Source organism: Ornithinimicrobium carbonis, from assembly GCF_977012275.1.
Window position 1 is genome coordinate 2,993,934 of the sequence record NZ_OZ348993.1, and the last position, 14,204, is coordinate 3,008,137.

General features: G+C 73.7%; 18 protein-coding genes and 1 tRNA gene. 1 reads left to right on the forward strand and 18 read right to left on the reverse strand.

What is annotated here, in order from left to right; translation table 11 throughout:
• Positions 1–73: 73 nt before the first annotated feature.
• The 14 genes from ACWHYA_RS13740 to cmk form a co-directional block, all read right to left on the reverse strand.
• Positions 74–661, reverse strand: coding sequence for a MerR family transcriptional regulator (locus ACWHYA_RS13740; protein ID WP_425942620.1), 588 nt, complete (start codon positions 659–661; stop codon positions 74–76).
• 136 nt (positions 662–797) lie between these two features.
• Positions 798–1,262: a bifunctional nuclease family protein gene (locus ACWHYA_RS13745; RefSeq protein ID WP_425942621.1), complete on the reverse strand. Its 465-nt coding sequence runs from the start codon at positions 1,260–1,262 to the stop codon at positions 798–800.
• Positions 1,263–1,301: 39 nt separating this feature from the next.
• On the reverse strand, positions 1,302–2,084 hold the full coding sequence (gene ftsR / locus ACWHYA_RS13750; RefSeq protein WP_425942622.1) for a transcriptional regulator FtsR: 783 nt from the start codon (positions 2,082–2,084) through the stop codon (positions 1,302–1,304).
• Positions 2,081–2,536, reverse strand: coding sequence for an FHA domain-containing protein (locus ACWHYA_RS13755; protein ID WP_425942623.1), 456 nt, complete (start codon positions 2,534–2,536; stop codon positions 2,081–2,083). The genes ftsR and ACWHYA_RS13755 overlap by 4 nt, the downstream gene beginning before the upstream one ends.
• A gap of 116 nt (positions 2,537–2,652) precedes the next feature.
• A complete protein-coding gene (gcvH, locus tag ACWHYA_RS13760) occupies positions 2,653–3,042 on the reverse strand; it encodes a glycine cleavage system protein GcvH (RefSeq protein ID WP_425942624.1) in 390 nt (129 codons plus the stop codon).
• A gap of 63 nt (positions 3,043–3,105) precedes the next feature.
• On the reverse strand, positions 3,106–3,912 hold the full coding sequence (locus ACWHYA_RS13765; protein ID WP_425942625.1) for a DUF881 domain-containing protein: 807 nt from the start codon (positions 3,910–3,912) through the stop codon (positions 3,106–3,108).
• On the reverse strand, positions 3,912–4,244 hold the full coding sequence (locus tag ACWHYA_RS13770; protein WP_425942626.1) for a small basic family protein: 333 nt from the start codon (positions 4,242–4,244) through the stop codon (positions 3,912–3,914). The genes ACWHYA_RS13765 and ACWHYA_RS13770 overlap by 1 nt, the downstream gene beginning before the upstream one ends.
• Positions 4,241–5,125 (reverse strand): DUF881 domain-containing protein, encoded by an 885-nt coding sequence (locus ACWHYA_RS13775; RefSeq protein WP_425942627.1) that lies wholly within the window; start codon positions 5,123–5,125, stop codon positions 4,241–4,243. Before ACWHYA_RS13775 ends, ACWHYA_RS13770 begins: the two co-directional genes overlap by 4 nt.
• The gene (locus tag ACWHYA_RS13780; protein WP_425942628.1) at positions 5,122–5,754 is read right to left on the reverse strand and encodes a CDP-alcohol phosphatidyltransferase family protein; all 633 of its coding nucleotides are present in this window, start codon (positions 5,752–5,754) and stop codon (positions 5,122–5,124) included. The genes ACWHYA_RS13775 and ACWHYA_RS13780 overlap by 4 nt, the downstream gene beginning before the upstream one ends.
• A gap of 243 nt (positions 5,755–5,997) precedes the next feature.
• Positions 5,998–6,071, reverse strand: a tRNA-Pro gene (locus ACWHYA_RS13785).
• A gap of 89 nt (positions 6,072–6,160) precedes the next feature.
• Positions 6,161–7,711 carry a ribosome biogenesis GTPase Der gene (der, locus tag ACWHYA_RS13790; RefSeq protein ID WP_425942629.1) on the reverse strand — a complete coding sequence of 517 codons (1,551 nt, stop codon included), beginning with the start codon at positions 7,709–7,711 and terminating at the stop codon, positions 6,161–6,163.
• Positions 7,708–8,187, reverse strand: a complete 480-nt coding sequence (locus ACWHYA_RS13795) for a SufE family protein (protein ID WP_425942630.1) — start codon at positions 8,185–8,187, stop codon at positions 7,708–7,710. Before ACWHYA_RS13795 ends, der begins: the two co-directional genes overlap by 4 nt.
• The gene (locus ACWHYA_RS13800) at positions 8,187–9,056 is read right to left on the reverse strand and encodes a sulfurtransferase (protein ID WP_425942631.1); all 870 of its coding nucleotides are present in this window, start codon (positions 9,054–9,056) and stop codon (positions 8,187–8,189) included. Before ACWHYA_RS13800 ends, ACWHYA_RS13795 begins: the two co-directional genes overlap by 1 nt.
• Positions 9,057–9,076: 20 nt before the next feature.
• Entirely contained in the window at positions 9,077–9,799 is a 723-nt protein-coding gene (gene cmk, locus ACWHYA_RS13805) for a (d)CMP kinase (RefSeq protein ID WP_425942632.1), read from the reverse strand.
• Positions 9,800–9,868: 69 nt separating this feature from the next.
• Between cmk and ACWHYA_RS13810 the strand changes: the two genes are divergently transcribed.
• Entirely contained in the window at positions 9,869–10,864 is a 996-nt protein-coding gene (locus ACWHYA_RS13810; RefSeq protein WP_425942633.1) for a hypothetical protein, read from the forward strand.
• On the opposite strand, the gene ACWHYA_RS13815 is transcribed toward ACWHYA_RS13810, so the two are convergent.
• From ACWHYA_RS13815 to ACWHYA_RS13830, 4 genes are read right to left on the reverse strand one after another with little or no spacing between them, the layout of a single operon-like run.
• Entirely contained in the window at positions 10,843–11,751 is a 909-nt protein-coding gene (locus tag ACWHYA_RS13815; RefSeq protein ID WP_425942634.1) for a pseudouridine synthase, read from the reverse strand. The two genes, ACWHYA_RS13810 and ACWHYA_RS13815, sit on opposite strands and share 22 nt — an antisense overlap.
• A complete protein-coding gene (gene scpB, locus ACWHYA_RS13820) occupies positions 11,748–12,422 on the reverse strand; it encodes an SMC-Scp complex subunit ScpB (protein WP_425942635.1) in 675 nt (224 codons plus the stop codon). The genes ACWHYA_RS13815 and scpB overlap by 4 nt, the downstream gene beginning before the upstream one ends.
• A complete protein-coding gene (locus ACWHYA_RS13825) occupies positions 12,419–13,279 on the reverse strand; it encodes a segregation and condensation protein A (RefSeq protein WP_425942636.1) in 861 nt (286 codons plus the stop codon). Before ACWHYA_RS13825 ends, scpB begins: the two co-directional genes overlap by 4 nt.
• A gap of 5 nt (positions 13,280–13,284) precedes the next feature.
• Positions 13,285–14,187: a ParA family protein gene (locus ACWHYA_RS13830; protein WP_425942637.1), complete on the reverse strand. Its 903-nt coding sequence runs from the start codon at positions 14,185–14,187 to the stop codon at positions 13,285–13,287.
• Positions 14,188–14,204: the final 17 nt, after the last annotated feature.

Sequence of the window (14,204 nt, forward strand, 5' to 3'; positions counted from 1 at the left end):
CACCGCCAATCTAGCAGCAACCGGCCGGTCCGCACGTCCGTGCGGTTCGGGGGTGCGCCGCAGGAGGTGCGGCTCAGGAGGTGAGGCGGGCCCGCCGGCGGGCGGACAGCTCGTCGCCGGGGTGGCTGACCACCGGGTCGTCCGCACGCTCGCCGGGGAGTTGGGACAGCTGTCCCTCGACCTCGCGCCAGACGCTGCCGACGGCGATGCCGAAGACGCCCTGGCCGCCGCGCACCAGGTCGATCACCTCGTCGTCGCTGGTGCACTCGTAGACGCTGGCGCCGTCGCTCATCAGCGTGATCCGGGCCAGGTCCTCCACCCCGCGCTCCCGCAGCGCCGTGACGGCCACGCGGATCTGCTGCAGCGAGACACCGGTGTCCAGCAGCCGCTTGATGATCTTCAGCACCAGGATGTCCCGAAAGCTGTAGAGGCGCTGGGTGCCCGATCCGCTGGGGTTGCGCACCGACGGCTCGAGCAGGCCCGTCCGGGCCCAGTAGTCCAGCTGGCGGTAGGTGACGCCGGCCGCCCCGCAGGCCGTGGGGCCCCGGAAACCGATGGTCTCGTCGAGGGCGGGGATGTCCTCGGTGAACAGCACGCCCTGGGCGGGGCGGACGTCCCGACCGGTCCCAGCCTGGCTGCCGGGGTCTGCGCCAGCGATCACCGGTCCTCCTCGAACGTGTGAATGGTGTGACTGATGTGCACCGTGTGCACACCCTGACCGTAGGTGGCCCGGACGGCCCGGTCAACGACCGACGCGCCGGGGACGTGCTCTGTGCCGGTGCACGGCGTGGCCGGCCTCACTCCTCGAAGTCCTCGGCGGAGACGTTGTCGAGGAACTCGCGGAAACGTTCGACCTCGTCCTCCTCCTCGACCGCCATGATGATCCCCACCTCGTCGAGCAGCTCCTCGGGCGCCAGGATGGAGGTCGCCGTCCGCAGGGCCAGCGCGATGGCGTCGGAGGGGCGGGCGGAGACGACCGTTCCCCCGTCGAAGTGCAGCTCGGCGTAGAAGGTGCCCTTCTCCACCGCGGTGACGTGCACCTGCTCCAGCCGTCGCCCGAGGGCCTCGACGACGTCCACCATCAGGTCGTGGGTGAGCGGGCGGGGGGGCTCCACGCCCTGCTGGGCGTACGCGATGGCGGTCGCCTCGGGGGCTCCGATCCAGATCGGCACGTACCGTTGGCCGTCGCGCTCCCGCAGCAGCACGATGGGGCTGTTGGTGGGCATCTCCACCCGCACTCCGAGGACGTCGAGCTCCTTCACCCTGCCCACGGTACTCCGGTGCAGGTCCGCCCGCCGCCCTCAGTGCCCGCGGGCGAGGCCGGAACGCACGAGCGCGACGTGCAGGGCAAGCATCGTGGAGAGCAGCTCGGCCTCCGCCTGGGCCGGGTCCGGGCCCTCGGCGCCCCGGGCACGGCGACGCCGCAACGGCTCCAGGATCTGGGCGGCCAGGCCGATCTCCCGGTCGGCACCCACCCGGAAGGCGCGCAGGTGCCTGGCCTCCAGCCCGTAGCGCGCCAGCGACGCGGCCGCGGCCGCCACGTCGAGGTCGTCGGCGTGGTGCCGCCCGGAGCCGTCGGTGCGCAGGAGCCCGAAGGCCACCAGGTGACCGTAGGCCCCCCGGTCCAGACCGGTGCGCTCGCGCAGCTCCAGCGGGGTGAGGCGCACGGCCCGGCGGCGACGCAGGGCGGCGGCGCTGAGGTCGGCGACGGGCGGTCCGGACCGCTCCTCCTCCTGGCTCCCCCCGGCCTCCTGGCTCCCGAGGGCCGGCCCGTCGGGCGCCGCCCCGTCGGTCAGTCCGGGGACGTCCATCCCCTGGTCCAGACGGTCCAGCGCGTCCTTGATGACCCGCAGCGGCCAGAACCGGTCCCGCTGGGCGGTGAGGATGAACCGCAGCCTGGCCACGTCCGCCGGGGCGAAGAGCCGGTAGCCCGAGGCGCGCCGGTCCGGGGAGATGAGCCCCTCAGTCTCCAGGTAGCGGATCTTGGAGATCGTCAGGTCGGGGAAGTCCGGCTGCAGCTCGCGCAGGACCGCCCCGATCGAGACGCCCTCGGGAGTCCCCTCGGCCCGTGCCGCCGACGTCACGAGCGGCTGCGGTAGTAGACCAGCCGGAACTTGCCGATCTGGACCTCGTCCCCCTGGTGCAGGACCGCCTCGTCGATGCGCTCGCGGTTGACGTAGGTGCCGTTGAGCGATCCCACGTCGCGCACCAGGTAGCCCTCCCCCTCCCGGGCGAAGACCGCGTGGCGGCGGGAGACCGTCACGTCGTCGAGGAAGATGTCGCTGTTGGGGTGGCGGCCCGAACTGACCTCGTCGGCGTCGAGGAGGAAGCGGGCTCCGGCGTTGGGCCCGCGGAGCACGATCAGCAGGGCGGTACCGGGGCGCAGCGCGTCGACGGTGCGCTGGTCCTCCGGGGAGAGCCGGGGCGCCTCGTCGTCGAAGGTGTAGTCCGCCGCGGGCAGCTCCGCCCCCCCGGGCAGGCGCGCCGTGGCGGGGTCGGTGCCGAAGTCGTGGTGCTCACGGTCGCGGTCGCTCACGGTGCTGACCTTCCTGGTGGTGCGCGGTGGTCCGGGGACGAGAGGGACCGGTGCCCGACATGGTCGGCCACCGGTCACCCACTCTAGTGCAGGGCGCCGACAGCGCCCGGGGCGGCTCAGTCGAGGGTGGCCTGGTACGCGGAGGCGTCCAGCAGGCTCTCCAGGACGGCCGGGTCCTCCACCTTCACCTCGTACATCCAGCCCTCGCCGTACGTGTCGGTGTTCAGCAGCTCGGGCGTGCCGTCGAGGGCGTCGTTGGTGCCCGTGATCTCTCCCGCGACGGGCGCGTAGATGTCGCTGACGGACTTGGTCGACTCCACCTCTCCCACGGCGTCGCCCACCGCCACGGTGTCGCCGACCGTGGGAAGGGAGACGTAGACGACGTCTCCGAGCGCGTCCTGGGCGTAGGCGGTGATGCCGATCCGGACCACGCCGTCACCCAGTTCGCGGACCCACTCGTGGTCGGTGGTGTACCGAAGGTCGTCGGGGTACTGCAAGGTGCTCATGGCTCTCCTCGGTGTGGGGCGGCCCGGCGCTGCGCCTGCCGGTGGTGTGTGTCCTTTTCTACCCTACGAGGAGGGGGTCGCGGGGACCGGCTCGGCCCACCGGGGGTCCGGAGCCGGTCGGACGGCGTCCACGAGCACCTGCTCGTCCTCGACGACCTGGGCGGAGGCCCCGGCCCCCCGCAGGCTGTCCAGGAAGCCTCCGGGGATGGCCAGGCCGCCGGCGAGCGTGTGCGCCTCCCCGACGGCCACGATGCGGAACGGCGGGACGAGCACCGCCCCGTCGAGGGTGACCGTGCCGGCCGCCGCTCCCCCCGCCACGCCGACGTGGCTGGAGGCGACGACCCGCACGTTCCCGACCTGGATCGCCTCCGCACCGGCGTCGCGCAGCTCCTGCACGGCGTCGAGGAGCATCGTCTGCGTCATCACCCCGTCCGGGTCGTCGACGACGACGGTGATCCCCGGTCCCTCCACCGGCACCGTGCCGGCGAGGATGGCGTACGACTCGAGCCGCTGCCGGGCGGCGTCCGCGGCGGCCACGTCCCCCTGCTGGCCCTGGAGCTGGCGACGGTCCGCCTCCAGCTCGACCACCTCCCGCTGGAGCGCGTCGACCCGTCCGGAGACGTCGTCGAGCAGGGCCACCAGCTCGCTCTCGCGCAGCTGGCTCAGGCCGGCCTCGTCCTGGGCCCTCACCTGGGCGACCAGGGCGATGCCCAGCAGGGCGGTGATGACGGCGGCCACCACCTGGCCGGGGGCCATCCGCAGCGAGGTGATCGCGCGCAGGCGGCGCCGGGCCTGCGCCGGGGTGGGGTCCGACTCGGGTCGTCGCCGGATCCGGGCCAGCGGCCCGCGGGGCCGGGGTGTGGCACCCATCAGGCCCCCAGGAGGTGCCGTCGGATCGCGGCGACGTTGGAGAAGATGCGCAGCCCCAGGACCACGACGACCCCGGTGGAGAGCTGGGCCCCCACACCGAGCTGGTTGCCGAGGAAGACGATGAGGGCGGCGACCACCACGTTGGACAGGATCGAGATGACGAAGACGCGGTCGTTGAAGATCCCCTCGAGCGCGGCGCGGGTGGCGCCGAAGACGGCGTCGAGCGCCGCGATCACGGCGATGGGCAGGTAGGGCTGCAGCCAGAGGGGGACCTCGGGGCTGACGACCAGCCCCAGGAGCACGCCCAGGGCCAGCCCGATGAGCGGGATCATGCGTCCTCCTCGGTGGTGGGTGGTGCGGGGACCCGCCCCACCCGGGTGGTCAGTCGCTCCGCCGGGTCGACGACGACCTCCTGGGGCGCCGTGACCTCCGAGCGGATCCCGAGCTGGGCGCGCAGCTGACCCAGGTAGGTGCCGGTGACCCCCGTGCTCGTCTCGGCCAGCAGAGCGGTCGGATCGCCGATGGCCCGGATCTCGTAGGGGGGTGCCAGGCTGCGGAAGTCCACGACGACCGCCTCGCCGGCGTAGCGGATCGCCGACATCGAGGTGAGGCGGTGCCCGTTGACCGAGACCGCCTCCGCCCCCGCGGCCCACAGGCCGTTGACGACGAGCTGGATGTCCCGGGCGTTGACCCGTTCGGGATCGACGTCCTCCCCCGGGGCGGCGTCGACCCCGGCGGTGGCGTCCTCGAGCAGGACGACCACGCCCGGCCCGCGGACGGCCGTGGCCCCCACCGCCGTGCCGGCGGCCGCGACCTCGGCACCGGCATCCGGGCCCTCGTCCGCGCTGGCCCGCTGCTGCTCCAGCTCCAGGATGTCGGCCCGCAGCTGCTCGACCAGGGCCCGCTGCTCGTCGCCGATCTCCTGCGTCGCCTCGATGCGCTCGATGAGCGAGGTCCGCGTCTGGGCGGCCGCCGGGTCCGGGGCGCGCAGCGCGCCGGCGGAGACCGTGACGAGCAGGCCCAGCAGGAGCGAGGTCACCAGGAGCAGCCAGGTCCGGTAGCCCGAGGAGGGTGGCAGACCGGCCTGCTCGCGCCGCTCGGCGGCGGAATGGTACCCCGGGCCGAGCGGGGGGTCCAGGACCTCGTCGAGCAGCGCCATCGAGGCGGCCGGGTTGGGGTCGGGACGTGCCTGCCCCCGGTGCGGGATCCTCATACCCTCGCCTCCAGCGTGCGCCGCTGGGCGAGCATGCCACGGACCTGGCCGGCGTACACGAGGCCGGTGACCCAGTACAGCCCCACGCCCCACCAGGCCAGGGCCCACCCGGTGGCCAGGGCCGGCACGCTCCACCACCCGGGCACGTGGCCCAGCAGCAGCAGCGGGAACGCGCCCAGGAGGTTGAAGGTCGCCGCCTTGCCGACGAAGTCCACGGCCGGGATCGGCAGGTGGTGGCGGCGCACGAGCGGGTACATGGCCGCGATGAAGACGTCCCGGGCGACGAGGACGGCGACCAGCCACCAGCCCACGACGCCCGTCGCCGCGAGGCTGAGCAGCGTGGTGGCGATGTAGAGCCGGTCGGCGATCGGGTCGAGCAGCTGGCCCAGCCGGGTCACCACCCCGTAGTGCCGGGCGATCTTGCCGTCGAGGTAGTCGGTGAACCCCGAGGCCACGAGGACGGCGGCGGCCCAGACGAGGTGGCCCGTGACCAGCAGCCAGATGAAGACCGGCAGCCCCAGGAGCCGCACGATGCTGAGCACGTTGGGCACGGTGAGCAGCCGGTCGCTCACCGGCAGGACCCGCTGGTCCTCCCGGGGCCGCGTCCCGTCCCCCGATGGCGCACTCATGGGAGCAGTCTAGGGCGGGGCGGCGGTGAGTTCGGCGGACCGCCACGGTCTCCCTCCTGGACGGCACCGCCACGGGACGGGGCGCCCCGAGGAGGAGGAGCAGCCCGGGACCTGCCAGCTCTCCGACGAGCGGGCCGAGACCGACCGCCGCTCGCAGGACAGAGCTCCGAGCACCCCGCCGGGACACGCGTCAGGGGCGGTCCCGGATGGTTCCGGGACCGCCCCTGACGTGCTGCTTCTCGGTCGGGCTGACAGGATTTGAACCTGCGACCCCTTGACCCCCAGTCAAGTGCGCTACCAAGCTGCGCCACAGCCCGAGGCCCGTGCGGGCGAGGATCACCTTAGCCCATCCCCGGCCCCGCCCACGAATCCGCGACGGCGGTGGTCAGGAGCCTCCGCGACGGGCTCAGCGGCGGCTGCGCCGCTCCCGGACGCGCACCGAGATCTGGATCGGGGTGCCCTCGAAGCCGAACTCCTCCCGCAGGCGCCGCTCCAGGAAACGCCGGTAGCCGTGCTCGATGAACCCGGAGGAGAAGAGCACGAAGGTCGGCGGCCGGGTCGAGGCCTGGGTGGCGAACAGGATGCGGGGCTGCTTGCCGCTGCGGACGGGGTGGGGGTGTGCCGCCACGACCTCGCCGAAGAAGGCGTTGAGGCGGGCCGTGGGCACCCGGCGGTCCCACGAGTCCAGCGCCGTCTCCAGCGCGGGCACCAGCCTGGCCACGTTCCGGCCCGTCGAGGCGGACAGGTTCACCCGCGGCGCCCACTGGATCTGGACCAGTTCGCGCTCGATCTCCCGCTCCAGGTAGTGCCGGCGCTCGTCGTCGAGGATGTCCCACTTGTTGTAACCGATGACGAGGGCGCGGCCGGAGTCCACGACCTGCTGGACCACGCGGATGTCCTGCTCGGCGATCGGCTCGGAGACGTCGATCAGGACGACGGCCACCTCGGCCTTCTCCAGGGCCGTCTGCGTGCGCAGCGAGGCGTAGAAGTCAGCGCCCCTGGTCTGGTGCACCCGCCGGCGGATGCCCGCGGTGTCCACGAAGCGCCAGACCTTGCCGCCGAGCTCGACGAGCTCGTCCACGGGGTCGCGGGTGGTCCCCGCGACCGCGTCGACCACCACGCGCTCGGTGCCGGCGAGCCGGTTGAGCAGCGAGGACTTGCCGACGTTCGGCCGGCCGAGCAGGGCCACCCGGCGGGGGCCGCCCCGCGGGTAGGCCCCGGCGACCGAGGTCTCGTCCGGCAGGACGTCCAGGAGCGCGTCCAGGACGTCGCCCGAGCCGCGTCCGTGCAGGGCCGAGACCGGCCAGGGCTGGCCCAGACCCAGCGACCACAGGGTGGCGGCGTCCGCCTCCTGGCGCAGGTCGTCGACCTTGTTGGCCACCAGGACGACCGGCTTGCCCGACCGGCGGAGCAGGCGGACGACCTGCTCGTCGGTGTCGGTGGCGCCCACGGTGGCGTCCACGACGAACAGGACCGCGTCGGCCAGCTCCACGGCCACCTCCGCCTGCTCGGCGACCCGCAGGTGGATGCCGCTGGCGTCCACCTCCCAGCCACCGGTGTCGACGACGGTGAACCGGCGCCCCGACCAGTCCGCGTCGTAGGCGACCCGGTCCCGGGTCACCCCGGGGACGTCCTCCACGACGGCCTCGCGGCGGCCCAGGATCCGGTTGACCAGGCTGGACTTGCCCACGTTGGGGCGGCCCACCACGGCCACGACGGGCCGCAGGGCCTCGTCGTCCTCGTCCTCGCCGGGGCCCTGCGACTCCACCAGCGACAGGTCCTCGTCGGTGAGCTCGAAGTCCTCCAGGCCGGCGCGGAGGGCGTCCGCCATCCGCCCCGTGCCGTCCGGGCCGGAGGGGTCGTCAGCGGGCTCCTCGTCGGAGGCGTCGGGGTCGGCTCCCCCGGTCCACTCGATCTCGACCTGGTCGGCGCCCTCGTCGGTGCCGGGGCTGCTCATGCGCCACCCCCGACGGTCAGGGCCTGGCTGCGCAGGCGCACCTGCCGCTTGATGCGGCTGAGCATCCCGACCATCCCGCGCATGCGCAGCGGGGAGACGGCCTCGGCGAGGCCGAACCGGTAGGGCGCGTCGTCGGGCACGTCGAGGACCTCCTCGGCGGGCAGTCCGTCCAGCCCCTCGTGCAGGATCCCGGCGAACCCCCGGGTGGTCGGCGCCTCGGCCGGGGCGTCGAAGAACAGGTGCACGGTGCGGTCGGCGTCGTCCTCGACCTCCACGGCCAGGAAGAGCGGCGACTGGCACTCGTCCACGCGCTCCATCGTGTCCAGCTTCCCGGCGTAGCGCTCCGGCAGCCCGGGGAGCTCCTGGCTCAGCTCGAGCAGCAGCTGCAGGCGTTCCCGCTGGGTGACCGCGTGGAAGTCCTCGGCCAGCTCGGCCATCGCGCGCGGCAGGTCGGCGCGCTCGTCCGCCGGTGCCATCAGCGCTCCACCGGCACACCGACGGAGTTGCCCCACTCGGTCCAGCTGCCGTCGTAGTTGCGGACCTTCTCGAACCCGAGCAGGTGGGTCAGCACGAACCAGGTGTGGCTGGAGCGCTCGCCGATGCGGCAGTAGGCCACGGTCTCCTCGGCGGGGTCCAGGCCCTGCTCGGCGAGGTAGATCGCCTCCAGCTCCTCACGGGCCTTGAACGTCCCGTCCTCGTTGGCCGCCCGGGCCCACGGCACCGACCGGGCACCGGGGATGTGCCCCCCGCGCATCGCGCCCTCCTGCGGGTAGTCGGGCATGTGCAGCAGCTCGCCGGAGTACTCCCCCGGGCTGCGCACGTCGACGAGCGGACCGCCCAGGTGGGCGAGCACGTCGTCCCGGAAGGCGCGCACGCGGGTGTCGTCGCGCTCGACCACCGGGTAGTCGGCCGGCTCGACCTGCGGGACCTCGGTGGTGAGCTCACGACCCTCGTCGATCCAGGCCGCGCGGCCCCCGTCCAGCAGGCGCACGTCCTCGTGGCCGAACAGGGTCATCACCCACAGCGCGTAGGAGGCCCACCAGTTGGACTTGTCGCCGTAGATCACCACGGTGGTGTCCCGGCCGACGCCGCGCTCGCCCATGACCTGGGCGAAGTGCTCGCCGTCGACGTAGTCGCGGGTCAGCGGGTCGTTGAGGTCGGTGTGCCAGTCGAGCTTGAGGGCGCCGGGGACGTGGCCCGTGTCGTAGAGCAGGACGTCCTCGTCGGACTCGAGCACCACCAGCCCGTCGTCGCCGAGGTGCTCGGCGAGCCAGGACGTGGTCACCAGCCGCTCGGGGTGGGCGTAGGCGGCGAGCTTGTCGCTGGGGTCTGCAGGAAGGCTCATGTCGGTCTCTCCTCCGGGATTCAGGGGGTATGGGGTGTGCCGGCGTGCGCGTCCGGGCGCACCTCGCCACGGGCCAGGGCCAGCAGGGCGGCCACGACCTCCTCGAAGGTCAGGGTCGAGGTGTCGAGGGTGATCACGCCGTCGGAGGCCTCGAGGAAGGCGGACACCGTCGAGTCCTGCCGGTCGCGCCGCAGGACCAGGTCCCGGGTCGCGGCCAGCGTGACCTCGTCGGCCGCCCCGTGGCGCTCGGTGGCCCGACGGGCCAGGCGGGCCTCCTCGGAGGCGGTGAGCAGCACCCGCAGGTCGGCGTCCGGAGCCACGACGGTGGTGATGTCCCGGCCCTCCGCGACGACCCCGCCGGTGCTCGCGCGCAGCTCGTCGATGATCGCCCGCTGGCGGCGCCGCAGCTCGGCGCGCACGTCGAGGTTGGTGGCCACCGCCGAGACCTCGGCGGTGACGCGGTCCTCCCGGACGGCCCGGGTGACGTCGACCTCCCCGACGCGCACGTGCTCGGCGTCGGGGTCGGTGGAGATCGTCAGGGGCAGCTGGGTGGCCGCCCGGGCCACCGACGGGGCGTCGGCCGGGTCGACCTGCTGCTCCAGGCACCACCACGCCAGCGCCCGGTACATGGCGCCGGTGTCCAGGTAGCCCAGGCCGAGCTCGCGAGCCACGGCCCGGGAGACCGAGGACTTGCCGGACCCGCTGGGTCCGTCGACGGCGATCGTCATGGGGGTCTGGGGCACCCGTCCAGCCTAACGGCTGTCGGGGTGTTCCTCCCCGGCCCCGGGCGGGTGCAGCGGCACACTGGCACCGTGACGGTGCTGCTCGGCGTGCTCGGCTGGTCCCTGGTCCTCCTCGTGGTGTGGGACGCCTTCGTGACGATCCTGCGGATCGACGGTCCCGGTCCCCTGACCCGGGGGTGGTCCGAGCCCGGGTGGCGGCTTCTGCTGGTCGTCCACCACCGGCGTCGGATCCACCGGGTGCTGGCCGCCGCGGGTCCGGCGATGACCCTGGCGACCATCGTCGTGTGGTTCCTGGGGCTGGCCCTGGGGACGTGGCTGCTGCTGCGCGCGGCTCCCGGGTCGGTCGTGCTCGCCACCGGCCGGGTGCCCGCCGGCCCGCTGGACCTGGCGTACTACGTCCCGGTCGCCCTCACCGGCCTGGGCTACGGCGACTACGTCCCCGACGGGCCTCCCTGGACCTTCGTCACGGGAGCCCTGACGTTCGTGGCCACCACGCTGCTGACGCTCGCGGTCTCCTACGTCGTCTCCGTGATCTCGGCGGCCCTGAAGCGTCGCACCACCGCCTCCGCGGTCTTCGCCCTGGGGGACGACCCGGCGACGGTGGCCCGTCGTCTGGCCGAGGACCCCGGTGCCTGGGCCGGCCCCTACCTGGCGGGGCTGGCCGGCGACGTCTCGGAGGTGGCGGCCCAGCAACGGGCCTTCCCGGTGCTGCGCTACTTCCACAGCGCCGACCCGCACCGCTCGCCGGCCCTGGCCACGCTGCTGCTGGCCGACGCGGTGCTGCTGCTGCGCAGCCGCCCCGGGCAGGGTCTGCCCGAGGGGCTGGCCGCCGTCGTGGACTCGGCGGTGTCCGAGCTGGTGGACGTCAAGGCCGGTCGGCCGGTCGACCGGGACCACGATGCGGAGGAGCGGGACCTGGTGGCGGCGGCCGGGCGGCTGGACATCCCCACCGCCGCCGGCTCGGCGTTCCGCGACCGCTGGCCCACGCACGCCGAGGTGCGGGACGGCCTCGTCCGGGCCGTCGCCGACGACGGCTGGTGGTCTCAGAGCCCGGCGGAGCGGTAGAGCTGGGCGACCTCCTCGGCCGACAGCGCCCGGTAGCGACCGGGCCGCAGCTCGGCCAGGCGCACGGGCCCCACCTGGACCCGGGAGAGCATCTCGACCGGGTAGCCGACGGACTCCATCATCCGACGGACGATGTGCTTGCGCCCCTCGTGCAGGACGATCTCGATGATCGAGTGACCGGGCACGTTGTCCACGAGCCGGAAGGAGTCCGCGCGGGCCAGGCCGTCCTCGAGCTGGACGCCCTCCCGCAGCTGGCGGCCGACGTCCTTGGCCACGAGTCCGTGGACCTGCGCCACGTAGGTCTTGGGCACCCCGTAGGCAGGGTGCTGGAGCCGGTGGGCCAGGTCGCCGTCGTTGGTCAGCAGCAGCAGCCCCTCGGTGTCGACGTCGAGCCGGCCGACGTGGAAGAGCCGGGCGGAGAGGTGGCCGACGTAGTCGGCCAGGCAGGGCCGTCCCTCCTCGTCGTGCATCGTGGAGACCACGCCAGCGGGCTTGTTGAACGCCAGGTAGACCTTGTCGGTGTCCAGCACGACGCGGTCGCCGTCCACGTGGACGACCTGCGTGGCCGGGGAGACCCGCACCCCCAGCTCGGTCACCACCTGGCCGTCGACGACGACCCGGCCCTGCTCGATGAGCTTCTCGCAGGCACGCCTGCTCCCGAAGCCGGCCGCGGCCAGCAGCTTCTGCAGCCGCACGCCCTGCGGGTCGTGGACGTCCACGTCCGGACGGTCCGACCGCGGCGGCTGGGGGCGCCGGCCGCGCGGTGGTCGCGGACCACCGGCCTGCCGGGGACCGGCGTTGCCACCGCCGCCGCGCCGCGGCCCTCCGCCCGGTCCGCCGCGACCGCCCTGCCGGCCGCCGCTGCGGCCCTTCCTGTCGTCGTTCATGCCAGTCCTTCCGCAGCCAGCTCCTCGAGCACCTCTGCCGACGGCAGGTAGGGCGCGAGGGCCGGCAGGTCGTCGAGGGAGTCCAGTCCCATCCTCTGCAGGAACAGGTCGGTCGTGCCGTAGAGCACCGCGCCCGCGCTGGGGTCCTGCCCCACCTCGGTCACCATGCCCCTGGCGAGAAGCGTACGCACCACCCCGTCCACGTTCACGCCGCGGATGGCGCCGATGCGTGCCCGGCTGACGGGCTGGCGGTAGGCGACCACCGCGAGCGTCTCCAGGGCCGCCTGGGTCAGGCGGGCCTGCTGACCCCCCAGGAGGAAGCCCTCGACCACCGGAGCCAGGTCGGCCCGGGTGTAGAGACGCCAGCCGCCCCCCAGGCGGCGCAGGACGAACCCGCGCTCGTGCACGGCATACTCCTGCGCCAGCGCGTCCAGGAGGCCGCCGACCTCCTCGACCGTGCGGCGCAGGGCGGTGGCCAGCGCCTCCTCCGTCACCGGCTCGTCCAGCACCATGAGGACGGCCTCGAGGGCCGCCCTGGCCCCGCCGGGCAGGTCCGCCACGTCAGGAACCGCCTCGGCGGGGGCGTCCCCGGCGGGGGCGTCCCCGAGGGTCTCCACCACGCTGTCGTCCTCGGCGGCGTCGGTGCCCCGCGGTGGGGGGGTGTCGCTCACGGGTGCGCCTCCTCGTCGGTCGGGTCGTCGAACTCGTCGCTCACGTCGACCGTACCGGCGTCCGGCCCGGTCCAGCGCACGACGATCTCCCCGAGGGCCTCCTCCTGCTCCAGCGCGACCACGGTGTCCCGGAACAGCTCCAGCAGGGCCAGGAACCGGGCCACCACCACCAGGGTCGAGCCGGCGTCGGCCACGAGCTCACGGAAGGTGGCCCGTCCGCGCTCGCGCAGGCGGGCCACGACGATCGAGGCCTGCTCGCGCACGGAGACCGTGGGCGCGTGCAGGTGCCCCACCCCCACGGCGGGCGGCGGTCGCGGGATCATCGCCCGCCCGGCGATCATCGCCAGCTGCTCCGGGGTGACGGAGAGCACCACCTCGGGGAGCAGGGTGGCGAACCGGTCCTCCAGCCCCACGTCCCGCGGGTAGATCCGGCCGGCCCCGGCCATCCGCAGGCGCAGCTCGTCGGCCACCTGCTTGAAGGCGCGGTACTGCAGGAGCCGGGCGAAGAGCAGGTCGCGGGCCTCGATGAGGGCCAGGTCCTCCTCGTCGTCCTCCCGGGCACCCGGGAGGAGCCGCGCGGCCTTGAGGTCCAGCAGCGTCGCGGCGATGACGACGAACTCGCTGGCCTGCGACAGGTCCCACTCCTGCTGGGCCTCCCGCGAGGTGCGCAGGTGGGCGACGAACTCGTCGGTCACCGACGCCAGGGCGATCTCGGTGACGTCCAGCCGGTGCTTGCTGATCAGGCCCAGCAGCAGCTCGAAGGGTCCGGAGAAGACGTCGAGGTGGACCTCGAAGCTGCCCCGGGAACCGCTCAGCACCCCACCGGGGGTGGTTCCGGCCGGTGGAACCTGGGACACCGGGCTCAGGGAGCGCCGCCGCGGGCCACGAGCTCGCGGGCCAGCTGACGGTAGGCCTCCGCGCCCGAGTGGGTGCTGGCGTAGGAGGTGATCGGCTCGGCCGCCAGCGTGGCGTCGGGGAACTTCACGGTGCGGCTGATGACGGTGTGGAAGACGGTGTCCTGGAAGTGGTCGACGACGCTGCGGACGACCTCGCGGGAGTGCAGCGTGCGGCCGTCGTACATCGTGGCCAGGATGCCGTCGACCTCCAGCCGGGGGTTGAGCCGGTCGGTGATCTTCTCGATGGTCTCGATGAGCAGGGCAACGCCTCGCATGGCGAAGAACTCGCACTCCAGGGGGATGACGACCCCGTGCGCCGCCGTGAGGGCGTTGACCGTGAGCAGCCCCAGCGAGGGCTGGCAGTCGATGAGGACGACGTCGTAGTCGTCCACGACCGGCCGCAGCACGCGCGCCAGGATCTGCTCGCGCGCCACCTCGCCGACGAGCTGGACCTCGGCCGCCGACAGGTCGATGTTGGCCGGCAGCAGGTCGACGTCGGGCACGTGGGTGGACTGGATGACGTCGCGCACGTCGTGCCCGCGCTCGACCAGGAGGTTGTAGACGGTCACGTCCAGGTCGTGGGTGCGCACGCCGAGACCGACGGACAGCGCTCCCTGGGGGTCGAAGTCGACGAGGAGGACCCGGCGGCCGTACTCGGCCAGCGCGGCACCCAGGTTGATGGTCGTCGTGGTCTTGCCGACGCCGCCCTTCTGGTTGCACATCGCGATGATCCGGGCCGGGCCGTGATCGGCCAGAGGGGGTGGGACCGGGAAGTCCGGCAGGGGTCGCCCGGTGGGACCGTCCTGCCCCACCCCCGTGGACTCGGTCCCGGGCAGGCGGTCGTAGGTGGCGTGTGCCTCGCGGTTCACGGTGTGTGGTCTCCAGC

What these genes read in the sequence shown, in the direction of transcription:
- gcvH (WP_425942624.1), bottom strand. Translation starts at nt 3,042, where the DNA reads ATGAGCACCTTGCAGTACCCCGACGACCTTCGGTACACCACCGACCAC.
- ACWHYA_RS13765 (WP_425942625.1), bottom strand. Translation starts at nt 3,912, where the DNA reads ATGGGTGCCACACCCCGGCCCCGCGGGCCGCTGGCCCGGATCCGGCGA.
- ACWHYA_RS13770 (WP_425942626.1), bottom strand. Translation starts at nt 4,244, where the DNA reads ATGATCCCGCTCATCGGGCTGGCCCTGGGCGTGCTCCTGGGGCTGGTC.
- ACWHYA_RS13775 (WP_425942627.1), bottom strand. Translation starts at nt 5,125, where the DNA reads ATGAGGATCCCGCACCGGGGGCAGGCACGTCCCGACCCCAACCCGGCC.
- ACWHYA_RS13780 (WP_425942628.1), bottom strand. Translation starts at nt 5,754, where the DNA reads ATGAGTGCGCCATCGGGGGACGGGACGCGGCCCCGGGAGGACCAGCGG.
- der (WP_425942629.1), bottom strand. Translation starts at nt 7,711, where the DNA reads ATGAGCAGCCCCGGCACCGACGAGGGCGCCGACCAGGTCGAGATCGAG.
- ACWHYA_RS13795 (WP_425942630.1), bottom strand. Translation starts at nt 8,187, where the DNA reads ATGGCACCGGCGGACGAGCGCGCCGACCTGCCGCGCGCGATGGCCGAG.
- ACWHYA_RS13800 (WP_425942631.1), bottom strand. Translation starts at nt 9,056, where the DNA reads ATGAGCCTTCCTGCAGACCCCAGCGACAAGCTCGCCGCCTACGCCCAC.
- ACWHYA_RS13815 (WP_425942634.1), bottom strand. Translation starts at nt 11,751, where the DNA reads ATGAACGACGACAGGAAGGGCCGCAGCGGCGGCCGGCAGGGCGGTCGC.